This is a genomic window from Emticicia sp. SJ17W-69, assembly GCF_051209875.1.
In the GTDB taxonomy this organism is placed as follows: domain Bacteria; phylum Bacteroidota; class Bacteroidia; order Cytophagales; family Spirosomataceae; genus Emticicia.
Genome location: NZ_JBNTQY010000001.1, coordinates 1,149,646 through 1,165,511 on the forward strand (window position 1 = coordinate 1,149,646; position 15,866 = coordinate 1,165,511).

Below are 15,866 nucleotides of genomic sequence, written 5' to 3' on the forward strand. Positions count from 1 at the left end.
ATTTTTATTTATAATGCTACCAAAGCCAAGATTTGAAGTATCGTCTAAAATCTATCTTTTGTCGAGTAATAAGAAAAAAACATCTATAATAAATCCCAATTCCATATAAAATCACTAATTTTCCTATTCTATTAAACCTATTAAAATAGTCAAGCGAATGACCTTCAAAAAATCTACAAAAATCACTTTTCCTTTATTAATCGCCTCGGGAATTATTGTTGTTTCGTGTATGAAACGCAGCCCCAAAAGTGATACTTTAATCATTAATGAAGACCCTACTAAAGCAGTTGCAAAAGCCAAAGAAATTCGTGAAAAAACTCCTGCAAAAGTCATAGATGGTCTTCAAATGACTCTTTGGGCATCTGATTCGCTTGCTCCTGATCCTGTGGCAATGTCGGTCGATGACCAAGGTAGAATCTATTTGATTCGCACCAATCGCCAGAAAAATTCAGAGTTTGATATTCGTGGACACCGTGATTGGATGACCGAATCAATCGGTTTGCAAACAGTCGAAGATAGACGAGCTTTTTTGCGTAAAACTTTCTCGCCAGAGCGTAGTAAAGAAAATGAATGGCTCAAAGATTTGAATGAAGACGGCATTCATGACTGGCATGATTTAGCTGTTGAAAAAGATGAAGTTTGGCGTTTGGAAGACACCAATAATGATGGCATTGCTGATAAATCAATGCGAGTTTTGAATGATTTCTTTGAAGAAATCACCGACGTCGCAGGTGGAATCTTGGTAAGAGCCAAAGATATGTTTGTTGCCATTGCCCCTGATGTTTGGCGTTTGACCGACAAAAATGGTGATGGTGTTTATGACCAAAAAACGTCTATTAGTCACGGTTATGGTGTACACATTGGTTTTGGCGGACATGGAATGTCTGGCTTAGTTGAAGGCCCAGATGGAAGAGTTTATTGGAATATCGGCGATATTGGAGCAAATATTACTACTGCTGATGGCAAAAAATTTGAGCATCCAAATTCTGGAATCATTGCTCGTGCAAATCCTGATGGTAGCGATTTTGAAATTTTTGCATCAGGCTTACGCAATACCCACGAGTTTGTTTTTGATGATTATGGCAATTTGATTTCATCTGACAATGACGGAGATTACCCTGGCGAAAGTGAGCGTTTGGTTCATGTAGTAGAAGGCTCGGATGCAGGTTGGCGTTCAAACTGGCAGTATGGCAAATACACCGACCCAAAAAACAATAAATACAATGTTTGGATGGGTGAAAAACTTTTCAAACCTCGTTGGGAAGGTCAAGCCGCTTATATTATTCCTCCAATTATGAATTTTCATAATGGCCCAACAGGTATGCTGTATAACCCTGGCACAGCCTTGGGTTCGGAGTGGAAAAAGAAGTTTTTCTTGGTTGAATTTGTAGGAAGTCCAACACGTTCACATATTTGGTCGTTTGGCTTAAAACCTAAAGGTGCTTCGTTTGATTTAGATGGAGAAAAAGATGTGGTTAGTGGAATTTTACCTACGGGAATCAGATTTGGCCCAGACGGAGCATTGTATGCTGCCGACTGGATAAATGGCTGGGATACAAAAAATTATGGTAGAGTTTGGAAATTAGATGTAACAAAAGATAAAAACGACTACGAAGCACTCAGAAAAGAAACAAAACGTTTGATTCAGTTAAATTATTCTGCTCAAACTGATGAAATGCTTTATTCTTTGCTTTCAAATGTTGATGCACGTATTCGCCAAAAAGCACAATTTGAGTTGGCAGGTAGAGGTAAAAATGGATTTGCTCAATTCGCTAAAGCAATTGCACAAACAGACAATCAATTAACAAGAATTCATGGTATTTGGGGAGCAGGGCAATTGGCTCGTCAAAACAAAGTATATGCTTCGCCTTTTGTTGCTTTATTAAAAGATAAAGATGAAGAGATCATTGCTCAAGCGGCCAAAATCATTGGTGATATTAGATTAGAAAATACTGGCAGTGAATTGATGCCTTTATTGAAAAGTAAAAATCCAAGAGTGAAGTTTTATACTGCTGAGGCAATCGGTCGCATAGCTTATCAAGGTGCGGTCGCTCCATTGATTGAAATGTTGGAAGCCAACAATGATGAAGATTTATATATCCGTCATGCAGGAGTGCTGGCTTTGTCGAGAATCGGGCAAGCCGAGCCAATGATTGCTTTGTCAAATAGCCCAAGTAAGGCTTTACGCACGGCAGCCGTTTTGGTTTTACGCAGATTGAAAAATGAAAATATTGCTATTTTCTTGAATGACAAAGACGAATATATTGTAACAGAAGCTGCAAGAGGCATCAACGATGATTTGTCGATTCCAGCAGCTTTACCTGCTTTGGCTGCTACATTAAAAGAGAAAAGATTTACAGCCGAACCATTACTCAGAAGAGCAATCAATGCAGCTTTGCGAGTGGGAACTGAAAAAGAATTAGATTTATTGATCGCATTTTCAACAAGAACCGACATCAAGGATGAAATAAAAGCAGAGGCTTTGGCAACTTTGGGTTCGTGGGCAAATCCTTCGGTGATGGATAGAGTGGATGGGCGTTATCGTGGTAAATTAGAAAGAGATGGAGCTTTGGTAAAAGCAAAAATCCAACCATACATTGCAGATTTCTTGAAAGAAACCAATGCCGAAACTTTGATAGCTACGGCAAGTTTATTGGCAGAGTTGAATATCTCAACTGCCAATGCTCAATTGGCTAAAATCTATAATGAAACCGAAAATGCTAAAGTGAAAACTGCTATTTTACCAGCATTGAATAAATTGCAATATGCTGATATTGAGTCGGTTATCAAGAAAGGTATGGAGGATAAAGATGAAAATGTGAGAACGGTTGCTTTAGGTTTATTGAATAATAGCAATATTTCTAAAGAAAGCCTTCCAGCGATTGTGAAAGGTATTTTTGCTAAAGGAAGCATCAAAGAAGAACAACAATTGTTGATGGTTTTGGGTAAATTAGACCTCGATAAAACCCAAACAATTTTAGAAGGATTGATTGACCAATTGAAAGAAAAACAATTATCTCCAAGCCTTTCTTTGGAACTAAAAGAGGCCGTCGAAGCTTCTGGGTCAGAAAGTTTAAAAGCTAAAATCGCTGCCATCAAGCCTGGGGCTTCGCCGATGGATGAATATTTGGAAGCACTTTTCGGTGGAAATCGAAATAACGGACGTAATACTTTCAATTATAACTCAACGGCTCAATGTGTGCGTTGTCATTCGCTTGGTGGTGAAGGTGGTTCTGTTGGACCAAATTTATCTAAAATCGGAGCTACTTTGAGTCGTGAACAACTCTTACAAGCTCTTATCGAACCAAGTGCAAGATTATCGCCAGGGTTTGGTACAGTTTCATTGAAATTGAAAGATGGACAAGAAGTAATAGGTACTTTGGCTAAAGAAAACGAACACGAATTGGTCATTACAACTTCCGATGCCGAGCCTTTGGTGATTCCAGTAGCGAGAATTGCAAAAAGAGAAAACATGCCTTCAAGTATGCCACCAATGGGTAGTTTGTTATCAAAAAGAGAGATTCGTGATGTGGTAGAATTTTTGGCTAATTTGAAGTAAAAGAGCAAAACCATGAAAAAAACTTTTTCATTTCTTTTCATTTTTATCGCTTTTCAAACCTTTTCACAAGGGCCAAAAGTGCTAATTGTTACGGCACATCCTGACGATGAAACGATGTTTCCTGTGACGATTTTCAAAATTACGCATGAGCTAAAAGGTACTGCCGATTTAGCTTTAATTACTGATGGTTCGGGAGGATATAATGGTTTGGTGGCATCGTCATATTATGGAATGAATTTGACAGATTCGACAACGGGAAGAATACATTTGCCATTGTTACGCAAGAAAGAATTATTTTGTTCGGGCGAGGTCATGGGTATCAAAAACTTCCATTTTTTTGACCAAATAGACGATTATTATCAATTCGACCCAAAACCTTTTTTGGCAGGAGAAAGATGGGATTTGGCCTTTTGTGAAAGAAAATTAGATAAAATCTTACAAAATGGACAATATGATTATGTTTTTTGCTTGATTCCGAGTGCTGAGCAACATGCTCATCATAAAACAGCTTCGATTTTGGCATTGCGTGCGGTACAACGAATGAAAGGAGATAAAAAGCCTGTTGTTTTAGGTGGAAGGTCTTTGAATAAAAATTATACCTATACATTTTCACAATTAGAAAATTATCCCGAAACAAAAATTTCAACAACAGCACCCGTTTTTTATTTCGACCGCTCGTTTGGTTTTGGTGAAAACAAGCATCATAGTTATATGATTGTAGCTGATTGGGTAAAAGCTTGTCATAAAACCCAAAGTGGTGACATGGATGCTTCGATGCACAAAGGTGAACTGGAAACTTTTTGGTATTTTGATATCAATGGCAATACAAAAATTGAACAAACCAAAACGTTTTTTGAAAATTTACGGAATAGTGGTTTTCCGACAAAATAATAACAACCTTGATTACTTTTTAAGTTTATACCCTTTTATTCAACCAAATTTTTACTATGAAAAATGAAATTTCTCGCCGTGGTTTTATGACCATCGCACCTATTGCAACAATCGGTTTGTTATTAAACAAACGCTCAAATAATTGGTTGGATAAACCAAATTCAAAATTTGGTGGCGTACAAATGGGTGCCATTACTTATTCGTTTAGAAGTATGCCCCACGATATTGACCAATTATTGAAGTTTTGTATTGATGCTGGGGTGAGTGCAATCGAAATGATGGGCGATCCTGCTGAAGAATTTGCAGGAAAACCTAAAAATCCAAATCCATTTAGACCGCAGCCTCGCCCAGCTGGTGCAGCTCCTGCTGGCCCGCCACAACGCCCACAATTGACTGATGAGCAAAAAGCTCAAATGGCCGCTTATGCAAAACAAGTTGCTGAGTGGAGAGCAACTGCTTCGATGGATAAATTCAAAGAAATACGTAAGAAATTTAATGATGCTGGGGTAAGTATTTATGCTTTCAAACCCAATGCTTTTGGAGCAAATAACTCTGATGCAGAAATTGAATACGGCATGATGGCAGCCAAAGCATTAGGAGCAACTTCAGTAACTGTTGAACTACCAACTGACTCGGCTCAAACAAAAAGATTAGGTGATTTGGGAGCAAAACATAAAGTTTATGTAGGCTATCATGCCCATTTACAGGCAACTGATACACTTTGGGATGAAGCATTGAGTCAATCGCCATACAATTCTTTGAATCTCGATTGTGGACATTACATCGCAGTAGGTGGAAAAAATACCAAAGAATCATTATTGGCATTGATTCAAGCGAAGCATGACCGTATCACGAGTATGCACCTAAAAGATCGTACAGCAGATGGCAAAGGTAATTTAGAGTGGGGCAAAGGCGATACCCCAATCAAGGATATTTTGTTATTAGTAAAAAGCAAAAAATATAAATTTCCAGTTACTATTGAGTTGGAATATGACGTTCCAGCAGGCTCTGATGCAGTGAAAGAAGTAGCCAAATGTATTGCTTATGCTAAGAATATATTAGTTTGATGGTGTTTTAGTGATATTTTTTGACATATTGAGTAGTATTTCTTTAATTTGTAATTATAAGGAATACTACTCATTTTGTTATTTTTTTATAGTAATTTTAATAATAGTGAACCAACCAACTTATAAAGTCCAGATAAATGATGAAAATACTTTCAGTTTCATAAGCGTTGGAAGAAAAGGATTAATATTGAAAGTTGTTAGATTTGATGAAATCGAAGATGAAATTTTTAATTTAGGGTTTGGAGATTTCGATTTTGAAAAACAAACATTGAGTGATACTATTGTTAGTGACAATGGCGATATGGAAAAAATATTGGCAACAGTAGTATCAATTCTTAATAAGTTCCTTCAAAATAATCCTAAATATTCAGTGTTTATTGTTGGCAGTACATTGAGTCGAACAAGGCTTTATCAAATTGCGATTAATCGGTATTATGATGATTTTAGTTCTTATTTTGAAATATTTGGACGTAAAAAAGGTCAATTTGAATTGTTTCAGAAAAATGAAAACTATGAACCTTTTTTAATCAGAAAAACGTTGTGAATTAAACAAAAACTCGAATTATTATGAAAACTCTTGTGAAAAATACTACTGTTAAACTTCCTAAAGCTGAGTTTGTGAAAGATGAAAGTCTATCTTTTTTAAAGGACATTGATTTATTCTCAAAGAAAAAAGCTATTGCTAAAGAAATGCTTAAAAGCACAAAGCTACCTGCTCGTTAAAATAACATTTCACTTCAACCGATTCATCAAAACCAAAACCGAAGTATCTTTCGCTGAGCCATTTCTACTTTGTCGTTTGACTCTGTCGAAATTTCCCAATACAATATCTTCATCGCCGTCGGCATCAATATCTGCGGCATCCATTACCAACCAATTTCCTACATTTGCTTCTTTAATTGTGAAAGGTTTGAAGGCTAAATTTCCTTTGTTTTCAAGATAAACAAATGCCTCTTGTGGTTGATTTTTAGTGTCTGGGAAATAGGCAATTGTAGCAATATCTATATCTCCATCTTTGTCAAAATCTCTCGCAATAGCTTTGAAACAACCATGAATAGGGAAGAAAAATGCTTGCTTGAATTGGTTTTTGCCATCATTCAAATAGCCATAAACGCCATGAAAATTTTTGAGTAAATGCGTACTATAATCGGCATTATCGCCACTGGTATAAAGAATATCCTTGAATCCATCATTATTCAAGTCAGTCATCTCAAAATAGCTTGAGCCATGTACAGGCGAAAAATGTAGAATCTCTTTTTCTTCAAATTGAGTAACACTCGCTGTATCTTTTCCTTTGTTTGTAAAAAGAAAAATACCTTCTTGGGCTTGTGCAAAAAGTACCCAAATGTCAGGCAATCCATCTTTGTTTACATCATCAATGTAAGCCTTGATTGCTCCTGGGAATTCTCGGATGATATTTTTCTTGTAAACATTCTTCCCTTTGTTTTGATACCAAAACAAAGCTCCATTTTTGTTACCATAACCACAAATCAATTGGTCAATTAAACCATCTTTATCTAAATCTAAGGCATTGCTTTGCACAGGTCTTGGGAGGCTATCGAGTAAGGCAGCATTTTGAGTGAAACCACTTTTTCCTGCAAAACTAAAAGGATGCAAAGTGCCAGTTGTTAAATCATTGGGATTCAAAATGCCGATGTTTGTAAGGAATCCACTTCTACTTCCAGCCTTTTTTAGGTCGTTTTCAAAATCAATATCAACAATTGTTTCGCTTACTTTTTGAGATAAAATAGGGGAGAAGTTTTTGTCATATATTGAAAACAAGGCATCACTTCCAACATAAATTTGCTGGTTTCCTGCATCAATTTTTATGTAAGTAACCGAAGGAAAACTGCTTTTCGGAATTGAAATTGGTTTGACTGAAAATAAATCCGTAATTGCTGAAATTGACTCTCGTGCCTGAGCAGGGAGTTTTTCAGGAGCATTTTCTTGGTAGAAAGCTACTATTTTTGCCCAATCTTCGGTCGAAATGCTTGAAATACTTTCATATTTTCCATTATCCCCTTTCCGAATATCGGGATATACTTCACCATTAACAAATTGCAAGCCTAATTGTCCTGCCATAATAGGCAAAATATTGTTTTTCCAAGTAGCTTTATCAAGAAGAGAAGGTTCAGGAAAAAGATGACACGACCCACAGTAAGTTTGAGCCAATTTTTCGCCTTCTGATTGTTTATTGCAGCCTAAAGTAAATAATAAACCAATGAAAGATAGATAGCTTATTATTTTAAATAATTTCATATTTGTGATAATCAATAATTTTTATGAATGATTTCGAAAGCTAAGCAAAAATGCTTGTTTAGCAAAACGTAAATTTTTTTAACAAAAAAACAATAAAAAAATGCGTGCCAGCTTGATGATAGCGACACGCACTTTTATTAATTCAATAAATTACAAACTCTTTTTCTTTAATTCTTTTACTGCAAAATCTGCTGCACGAGCGGTCATTGCCATATAAGTAAGTGAAGGATTCACGCAAGATGCCGAAACCATAAACGAACCATCGGTTACGAAAACGTTTTTCGCTCCCCAAACTTGGTTATTGCTATTCAATACCGAAGTTTTAGGGTCACGTCCCATGCGAGCAGTTCCCATTTCGTGAATCGCCATACCTAAATATGAACCACGGTCATAGCCTTTTACATTTTTTACACCTGATTTTTCGAGCATTTCAATGGCATCATTTTGCATATCAACACGCATTTTCTTCTCGTTTTCTTTCAATTCCGCATCAAAAACAGGTAGTGGAAGTCCCCATTTGTCTTTGTCGGTTTTGTGTAAATATACACGATTTTCAAAATAAGGAAGTGTTTCTCCGAAACCACCAAAGCCCATTGTCCAGTTACCAGGTTTTGTTAGTTCTTCTTTGAAATCAGCACCGAAACTTAATTCAGCCACATTTCTTTGCCACCCTTGACGGCTACCACCACCTTGATAACCAAACCCACGAAGATAATCACGTTTGTCACTACCAATGTTTCGGTAGCGAGGTACATAAATACCATTGGCACGACGGCCAGAATAATATTTATCTAAATCTCCTTCCCACTCACCTGCTGCTCCAGTACGGAAGTGGTGATCCATCAAATTATGGCCTAATTGACCAGAATCATTACCAAAACCATTTGGAAAACGGTCAGAGGTTGAGTTAAGCAACAAAGTTGTAGAACCAAGCGTACTTCCACAAACAAAAATAATTTTTGCATAAAACTCACGTACATCTAATGTTTGTGTATCAATGATACGTACGCCCGTAGCTTTTTGAGTTTTATTGTCGAATAAAATTTCTTTGGCTACTGAATCAGGGCGAAGAGTAAGTCGGCCTGTTTTAGCCGCTGGTGGTAAAGTACAAGATTGTGTACTAAAATATGCTCCGAATGGACAACCCAATGCACATTTATTGCGATATTGACAAGCCGAGCGACCCACACCTAATTGTTCTTTGCGAGCTTCCGATAGGTTGGCTACACGTCCAATCGTCATTGTACGACCTGGGAAGTTCTTTTCAAGGCGTTTACGTACTTCTTTTTCTACACAATACATTTCCATTGGAGGTAAAAAGTCGCTGTCTGGCAATTGAGGTAAACCTAATTTTTCACCTGAAATACCTGCAAATTTTTCTACATAAGAATACCAAGGAGCAATATCTTTGTAGCGAATCGGCCAGTCAACAGCAATGCCATCTTTAAGATTTGCTTCAAAATCAATATCGCTTAAACGATACGACTGGCGTCCCCACATGATTGATTTTCCCCCAACAATATTGGGTCTGAACCAGTCGAAACGTTTGTCTTCTTTATATAAAGCATCTGAATCATTCATCCAGTATTTTTCGCTCATTTCGTTGTATGGATAATCACGAGACAATTTTGGATGGCTTTCCTTTTGAGCAACTGTTAAACGTCCATTATATTGTGATTCCCACGGAGCTTTCATGGCATTTTCGTAGCCTGTTACGTGTTCGAGTTGACGGCCTTTTTCGAGCATTAATACTCGTAAACCCTTTTCTGTCAATTCTTTAGCTGCCCATCCTCCTGATATTCCTGAACCAATGACAATAGCGTCATAAGTTTGGTCTTTGATTAAATCTATATTTAAGTTTGCCATTGTTTTATTTGAGATGATAGATGTGATATATTGGATTTGGGATATGAGAAACTGGATATGAAAAATTGCAGAGTTTTTTTCTACTCTCGAATCTTATATCTCGAATCTCCTATCTTGTTATAATGCCCAAGCTTTTTGACCAGGTTTCATGGTTGTACAGCCATTGAATTTGCCCGGAATTGGCAAATATTCTAAGGCTTGCGTTGCTCCAATTTCCGAAGTGAAATAACCTGTTACAGTTAAGCCTTTCATTTGAGTAAAAAATGCTTTGTTGTCAATAGTGCTTTGTTTCACCATTTCATTTTTTTGAGCAAGGTCAAGTGCGACAAAACTTTTACCAAATTTGGCTTGGCTATCAGCATCTAATTTTGCCAATCCTGCATAAAACTTTTCTTGTTCGGGTTTTTCGTAGCAATCACGTACAACTCTAACAATAAATTTTTCGACACCTGCAGCTTTTGCTCCTGGCGTACCTGTGGTTGGAATAATAATATCAGCAACTTCGGCAAGAAATTTTTCTTGTTCGGCCGTAACAGCTACGCTACTTCCAAAATTGGTTACTTGTCCCATTGCTCCAGCCATTAGTGGTGCAGCCATTACACCCCCAAGCATGAGTGTAACCTTTTGAATTGCTTCTCTACGATTCATATATTTTAAATTTAATGAGTATTTTTTTATTGAGTGAATATGTGATTTGCGATTGAGTGATTTTTACAGTAAAATCACCCATTCACTTACTCACAAATTGTTTACCTGTGAAAACTATCTCCTACGAATTTTAAAACTTCGGGTAAGGCTGTACGCCAGTATGTCCAGTTGTGAGCTCCATCACGTACTCTAAACTCATGCGGAATTTTCTTATCTATCATCATGGCATGAAGTGCCATATTGCCTTTTATCAAGAAATCATCATCGCCACAATCAATGTAAAATTTTACTTTTTTCAAATCTTCTGCATTGGCATTTTCAACAATTTTTATTGGTGCATTTTTGTAGTAATGCTCTGTTAGGCGTTCTTTTCCTTTTAAATCTTTTCCATATAAATCACCAAAAACTGCATTCCAACGAGCAATATCGGCGTTTTGCGTAACAACTTCTTCATCAGTCCAAATAGCCGCACTTAGTGGAGCGGCTGCTACAAACATATCAGGGTGTTTGGTTGCGTAAAGAAGTGTGCCAAGTCCACCCATCGAAAGTCCTGCTACAGCTCTAAACTCTTTTTTAGCACGAATTCGGTAATTTGACTCAATATAAGGAATGAATTCTTTGATGAAAAAATCTTCAAATTTAGTTTTTCCGTCAAAAGTATTCATATACCAAGTTACACCTGCGTCAGGCATTACAATAATCATAGGTGGAGCTTCACCACTATTGATGCTTTTATCGGCAATTTCTGGAGTTTGTCCAAACTGTGTCCAGCCAGTTTCGTCGTCGGTATAGCCATGCAATAAATATAACACAGGGTATTGACGATTTGTTTTATCATAATCAACAGGAAGGTAGATGCTGTATTCAACGTCTTTGCCAAGGGTAGAACTTTTTACTTTTAGACTTTCTTTGAGCATGCCTTGTTGGGCAAACGTAGTAACTGAACATACTAATAAAAGTATGCAAAGAAGTTGCTTCATTGTCGTTTCTTGATGTTAAGGTTGAATAATCAGGTAAATATAGCAGATTTACTTTCATTTTTAACAATCAAAATGTCAATAAATCTGCTATAAATATAATTATTTAACTCAACGACTTTCTTGCTTCACGGTCAGGGTCATTTTTGAGTACACATTCATCATTTAGAATCATTGTTTCACCTTTTTCGGAGGTATATTTTGCCCAATTTGGTAATCCTCCACCATTTGGGTTTCCAGTGCGAACGAAGTTTAAAAATGATTTTGCCATTTTTTCTGAAAGTCTTCTTGGCCTTGCACCGCCACCTGTATGCGTGAGCATAAGGTCAGTATTATAAAACCAAAAACAAATATCATCGCAGTGAAAAGCTCGCATACGACCATCGAAAAGTGGTGGTTGGAAACCAAACCAAGCTAAATAGACTGGAGCTTTTTGTTTGGCTTTTGCATCGGCAGTAGCTATTGCTCCTTTGCGATTACTGAGAATCATTGACCAAATTTCGACTGGCTTTTTATCAGGGAAAACCTTAGCATAACTATCAACAATTTCGTTTGTTTTGTCGGCAAAACGGGTTTTTAAATTCTCTTTTGCCTCGGCTAAAGTGATATTTTCAAGAGCAGAATTTACTCTACTTGGCGATTGCTCATTGAATGTGGTGCTAATAATCATCGGAATATCGGCCGAAAAGTGCGAATTATCAGCATAAAAAGTTCCTGCAGATAGGAAATTGCCATCTGCAACTGGTGCAAAACCACCACGAGCAAGATTAAGTCTTTTTGCTTCTTCTGCCATTTTTGTTGCTGCACGGTTGGCAATATCAATGTATTCTCTCCACGGAATTTGTTGCAACTTCCCGATTTCACCAGCACTAAGTCCTGCTTCTTTGAGTACCATTTCACCCAATTTTTCGGAATACTCTTTTGATAAACCTCCAAGTGATGAACCACTCAAAGCAACAGCTTTATGAAAAAGTCCTTTGGCTGATGGCATGGCAGTTAGTGTACATACTTTTGCTCCACCACCTGATTGACCAATGATGGTAACATTGCTTGCATCACCCCCAAAATTGGCAATATTATCTCGTACCCATTCTAAAGCAGCTACGATGTCGAGCATTCCAACATTACCCGAAGCGGCCATTTTTCCACCTGCGGCACTGGCTAAATTAGTAAATCCTAAAGCCCCTAATCTATGATTAAGTGAACAAAAAACTACATCACCAAAGCGACTTAAGTTTTCGCCATTGTAACCATCTTGTTCAACCGCATTTCCGTTGACAAATCCACCACCATGTAGCCACACAATTACAGGCCTCTTTTTGTTGTCAAGTGCTGGTGTCCAAACATTTATTTTTAGACAATCTTCACTTACATCATCATAATTCCAATGGTCAACAAATGAAGCGTACTGGTCTGAATAACGTTTTTCCATGATTTGTGGAGCAGAGTTTCCCCACCATACAGCAGGTTTTATGTCTGTCCAAGGTTTTGGTTTTTGTGGAGGCATAAAGCGGTTTTCTCCACTTGTATCTGCTCCGTAAGAAATTCCCAAAAATGTGTGAATACCTCTCAGAATGTATCCTCTCACTTTGCCAAATTGCGTATTTGCTACGGCAATATTATCACCAACAAATAACACTTGCTCATCTTCTTTCTCTTTCGGTTTAAAGCTTTTTGCCTCAGAAGAAAGCGTAGAACCAAAGCCCAAACCCGCAGTGCTTAGACCTAATTTTTGAATAAAACTTCGTCTGTTTGATTTCATTGGAGTAGATTTTATAAGGTTGAATATATGGGAAAAGTCAACAGTCGATGGTCCACAGTCCACAGTATTATAAATTAATTTTTACTGTGGACTGTCGTCTGTCGACCATTGACTTGTTTAACTCATTATTTTCTTCAAGTTATTGAAACTTGTTGTTAAATTTTCAACGGGCGATGGAGCTCCATCTTGTTCGATGAAATAATGTTGCACGCCTGCAGTTTTAGCTGCTGCAAAAATCGGCTTAAAGTCAATATAACCAGCACCAACTTCCACAGGTTTTTGTTCTTTATTCAAATCTTTTACGTGGAAAAGTGGGAAACGACCAGGGTGTTTTTTGAATAATTCTGGAATATTCACACCAGCCTTGGTTGCCCAAGCAAGGTCAAGTTCAAATTTAAGAAGATCGGCACTGATTTGTGAAGTCATCATATCGAATGGACGCTGACCTTCAACCATTTCAAACTCGGCAGTATGATTATGATATACAAAGGTAAGTCCTGCTTTTTTTGCGGCTTCAGCTGCTTTTTGAAGAATTTCTAAAGACATTTTTATTTCTTCCATTTTATTGAGAGGAATACTGGCACAAACCAAATATTTTACACCACCTTCGGCAGCTTCATCAACGATTTGTTGGGTATCATTCAATAATGTTTTCATCGGTGGCATTTGTGGACGAGCTGGAGCAGGTTTGCCATCAGTAGTAGGAGCAGCAGGAGGAGGTGTTCCACCTGGTCTTCTGAATGGAGCTCCACTTGCGTGATGTGCTTGCCAAGACATACCCAAATCGCTAACGACTTTGGCAAATTCTTTTGGTTTCATACCATAAAAACCACCTTTCATACTAAATGCCGACTCAATTTCTTTGTAGCCAATGGCTGCAATTTGTTTTAAAGTACCTTCCACATCTTTATCGATAACAGACATAGTTGTGAATAATTGTACTCCGAAATTTTTTACTTTTTTAGGGTCAAAAATCGTATCAGCAAAGTTTGGTAAAATCAAGCCACTAAGAGCTAAAGTACCTGAATTTTTAAGAAAATTTCTTCTGTTTTGCATTTTTTATGATTTTTTAGCTATTTTAATAGCCTTGTTTTTGAAATTGATTCTTTAATTATTTTAAAGTAATTACTCCAGTTGCTTTTAGTTTTTCAGCTTCTGTATTTGGTAATTTCCAATTATTATCAAATCTTCCACCTGAAATAACATTCGTCATAGTTCCCTTGAAAAGTACAAAATCTTGGAACCTTCCTAAAGCATTCATTGCGGCTGGCGAGCCTTGTCTGGTAACTGGGCCATTTGGAGCATCAACAACTGTCCACCATGGCAAGCCTGAGTTGACTAAAACATAATGATTTCCTACAGGGAAAGTATAAGCAAGACCATAATCAGTAACTGAGGTGTTCAGTTCAATAGGTAGTTTGTCTGCAAATTTTTGAATCAAAGTATTGGTTTCCTTTGTGCCAAATAAAATCAGATTTGAAGATTCAATATCACTCGGACGAACTTCTTTATCGCTCAGTGTTCTTGGGAAAACCATGATTCTTCCTATGAAATCACCACGGTAAACAGACCATTCGGCAGCTTTTTGAGCATCATTTCTACGTTTGGTAAGTTCTTCTGCCGAAGGATTCCCTGCTGTACCATAGACATAAATATGTCGGTCGGTAATAGCTTCCGTCATTGGCCCTTCTGCTCCTACTTTTTTTGCTAATTCGGCAGGTGAATAAGTGCTTTCTGCCCATGCACCTGAATTTTTAGAGAAGGTAACAACACTACCTTTTTGTGTTGAAATTGTTTTTCCGTCAATGATTACTTCGAGAGCATCTTTTGCTTTGAATTTAGGATGATTTTCGAGATTTAGCGTAAAAGTGTTTAAACTTGAGCCAAGAGTAGAAATTTCGATATGATTTTTTGCTGTGAATTTGGCATCAATTGAAGCAGTTTTTCCAACCGTAAATTCATTGAACGTTACCCAATAAGCTTTGTCGTGTTTGTATTGGCTGGTAGCAAAACGTACTCTTTCAGGAAAAGGATTTCGCTTAAATTTGGCAAACCACTCAAAAATAAACTCATCTTTGTATGCATTTTCCCAGCTATTATGCTGAACGCCAGGATATTCGGTATATTCTACTTTCGTACCAGCGTCTTTGAATCGTTGCACCCATTTACGAGTTGAATCAACTTTTACTGCGGGGTCTTTATCTCCTTGAAAGAAATACATTGGAAAATTGAGAGCATTGGGTACTAATTCGAGTGTACCCTGTGGCGGTGCTGGGCAAACTGGTGCAATAGCTGCCCATAAATCTGGGTGGCTCAGACCAATCCACATAGTGCCACCACCGCCCATCGAAAGACCTGTGAGATAAGTGCGATTTTCATCAATAGAAAAACGTTTTTTTGCATCAGCAATCATGTCCATTACGTCTTTTTCTACAACGCCCTGATAACCCATTGTGCCACGAGCAAATGAGGAAACTACAATGTAATCTACGTCTTTCCACTCAGGAAAATAGCGACTTGCCTCCACATCAGACTCACCTTGTGCATTGCTTTTACCAAAAACTCGACGCAATGACAAACGATGATTTGAGCCTGCTCCATGAAGCATAACTACGAATGGATATTTTTTCTTGGGATTATAATTTTTTGGCAGATACAAGCCATAAGGTTGCTCGGTATCGTCAACATCAGAATGAAAAGTAAGCACTTGCGGCCCCGAAGAGAGTTTTTGAGCAAACGTAGTCAAATGTATTAAACAGCCAAAAAGTGCTACAAAGAGCAGTTTTGTATATAATTTCATGAGTTTTGAGGTTGAATATAGGTTGAAGAGGGTCGAA

Annotated in this window: 12 protein-coding genes; 5 read left to right on the plus strand and 7 right to left on the minus strand. The window is 37.5% G+C overall.

The features are described from left to right. Positions 1–157 precede the first annotated feature (157 nt). The 5 genes from ACQUQZ_RS04915 to ACQUQZ_RS04935 all read left to right on the plus strand — a co-directional run bounded on the left by ACQUQZ_RS04915 (position 158) and on the right by ACQUQZ_RS04935 (position 6,240). Positions 158–3,559, plus strand: a complete 3,402-nt coding sequence (locus tag ACQUQZ_RS04915; RefSeq protein ID WP_435353640.1) for a DUF7133 domain-containing protein — start codon at positions 158–160, stop codon at positions 3,557–3,559. Between the two features lie 12 nt (positions 3,560–3,571). Then, positions 3,572–4,450 carry a PIG-L family deacetylase gene (locus ACQUQZ_RS04920; RefSeq protein ID WP_435353641.1) on the plus strand — a complete coding sequence of 293 codons (879 nt, stop codon included), beginning with the start codon at positions 3,572–3,574 and terminating at the stop codon, positions 4,448–4,450. Between the two features lie 56 nt (positions 4,451–4,506). After that, positions 4,507–5,517: a sugar phosphate isomerase/epimerase family protein gene (locus ACQUQZ_RS04925; protein ID WP_435353642.1), complete on the plus strand. Its 1,011-nt coding sequence runs from the start codon at positions 4,507–4,509 to the stop codon at positions 5,515–5,517. Between the two features lie 106 nt (positions 5,518–5,623). Continuing rightward, positions 5,624–6,061, plus strand: coding sequence for a DUF6934 family protein (locus ACQUQZ_RS04930; protein ID WP_435353643.1), 438 nt, complete (start codon positions 5,624–5,626; stop codon positions 6,059–6,061). 23 nt (positions 6,062–6,084) lie between these two features. After that, positions 6,085–6,240 carry a hypothetical protein gene (locus ACQUQZ_RS04935; protein WP_435353644.1) on the plus strand — a complete coding sequence of 52 codons (156 nt, stop codon included), beginning with the start codon at positions 6,085–6,087 and terminating at the stop codon, positions 6,238–6,240. Between the two features lie 9 nt (positions 6,241–6,249). On the opposite strand, the gene ACQUQZ_RS04940 is transcribed toward ACQUQZ_RS04935, so the two are convergent. The 7 genes from ACQUQZ_RS04940 to ACQUQZ_RS04970 all read right to left on the minus strand — a co-directional run bounded on the left by ACQUQZ_RS04940 (position 6,250) and on the right by ACQUQZ_RS04970 (position 15,829). Further along, a complete protein-coding gene (locus ACQUQZ_RS04940) occupies positions 6,250–7,776 on the minus strand; it encodes an FG-GAP repeat domain-containing protein (RefSeq protein ID WP_435353645.1) in 1,527 nt (508 codons plus the stop codon). A 150-nt stretch (positions 7,777–7,926) separates the two neighbouring features. Next, a complete protein-coding gene (locus ACQUQZ_RS04945; RefSeq protein WP_435353646.1) occupies positions 7,927–9,642 on the minus strand; it encodes a GMC oxidoreductase in 1,716 nt (571 codons plus the stop codon). Between the two features lie 117 nt (positions 9,643–9,759). After that, positions 9,760–10,290, minus strand: a complete 531-nt coding sequence (locus ACQUQZ_RS04950; RefSeq protein ID WP_435353647.1) for a gluconate 2-dehydrogenase subunit 3 family protein — start codon at positions 10,288–10,290, stop codon at positions 9,760–9,762. A gap of 101 nt (positions 10,291–10,391) precedes the next feature. Beyond that, positions 10,392–11,270 (minus strand): alpha/beta hydrolase, encoded by an 879-nt coding sequence (locus tag ACQUQZ_RS04955; protein ID WP_435353648.1) that lies wholly within the window; start codon positions 11,268–11,270, stop codon positions 10,392–10,394. Between the two features lie 103 nt (positions 11,271–11,373). Then, positions 11,374–13,029, minus strand: coding sequence for a carboxylesterase/lipase family protein (locus ACQUQZ_RS04960; RefSeq protein WP_435353649.1), 1,656 nt, complete (start codon positions 13,027–13,029; stop codon positions 11,374–11,376). 117 nt (positions 13,030–13,146) lie between these two features. Continuing rightward, positions 13,147–14,085, minus strand: a complete 939-nt coding sequence (locus tag ACQUQZ_RS04965; protein ID WP_435353650.1) for a sugar phosphate isomerase/epimerase family protein — start codon at positions 14,083–14,085, stop codon at positions 13,147–13,149. Positions 14,086–14,140: 55 nt separating this feature from the next. Continuing rightward, positions 14,141–15,829, minus strand: a complete 1,689-nt coding sequence (locus tag ACQUQZ_RS04970) for an alpha/beta hydrolase-fold protein (RefSeq protein WP_435353651.1) — start codon at positions 15,827–15,829, stop codon at positions 14,141–14,143. Positions 15,830–15,866: the final 37 nt, after the last annotated feature.